The following is a 509-nucleotide window of genomic DNA, read 5'->3' on the forward strand; positions in this document are numbered from 1 at the left end:
TACGACTTCCGCGGCGACCCGACCTCCGCCCTGCTGGAAGCGTTAGACCCTGAACAGAACGACAAGTTCTCTGACCACTACTTGGAGGTCCCGTTCGACCTGTCGGATGTGATGTTCATCACGACGGCGAACACGCTGGAGACCATCCCGCCGCCGCTGCGCGACCGCATGGAGATCATCCAGTTCTCGGGCTACACGGAGGACGAGAAACTGCACATCGCGCGCGATTACCTGATTCCGCGCGTGCTGGAGCGGCACGGGCTGACGCCTGAGCATCTGGAGATTACCGACGACGCGCTACTGCGCATCATCCGCGAATACACGCGCGAGGCGGGCGTGCGCAACCTCGAACGCGAGTTGTCCACCATCTGCCGCAAGGTCGCCAAGCAGGTCGCCGCAGGCGACGAGGTGCATGTGGTGGTGGACGCGCCGAAGGCGTCGGAGTTTCTGGGCAAGCCGCGCTACCGATTCGGCGTCAAAGAGGAGAAAGACGAGGTGGGCGTGGCGAT

At 63.3% G+C, this 509-nt stretch carries 1 protein-coding gene; it reads left to right on the forward strand.

Translation table 11 applies throughout. The features are described from left to right. A partial coding sequence (locus tag NW837_RS13195; protein WP_414332091.1) for an AAA family ATPase occupies positions 1-509 on the forward strand: 509 nt, incomplete at both ends.

Origin of the sequence: Synechococcus sp. R6-10, assembly GCF_047461815.1 — a bacterium.
GTDB lineage: Bacteria > Cyanobacteriota > Cyanobacteriia > Thermostichales > Thermostichaceae > Thermostichus.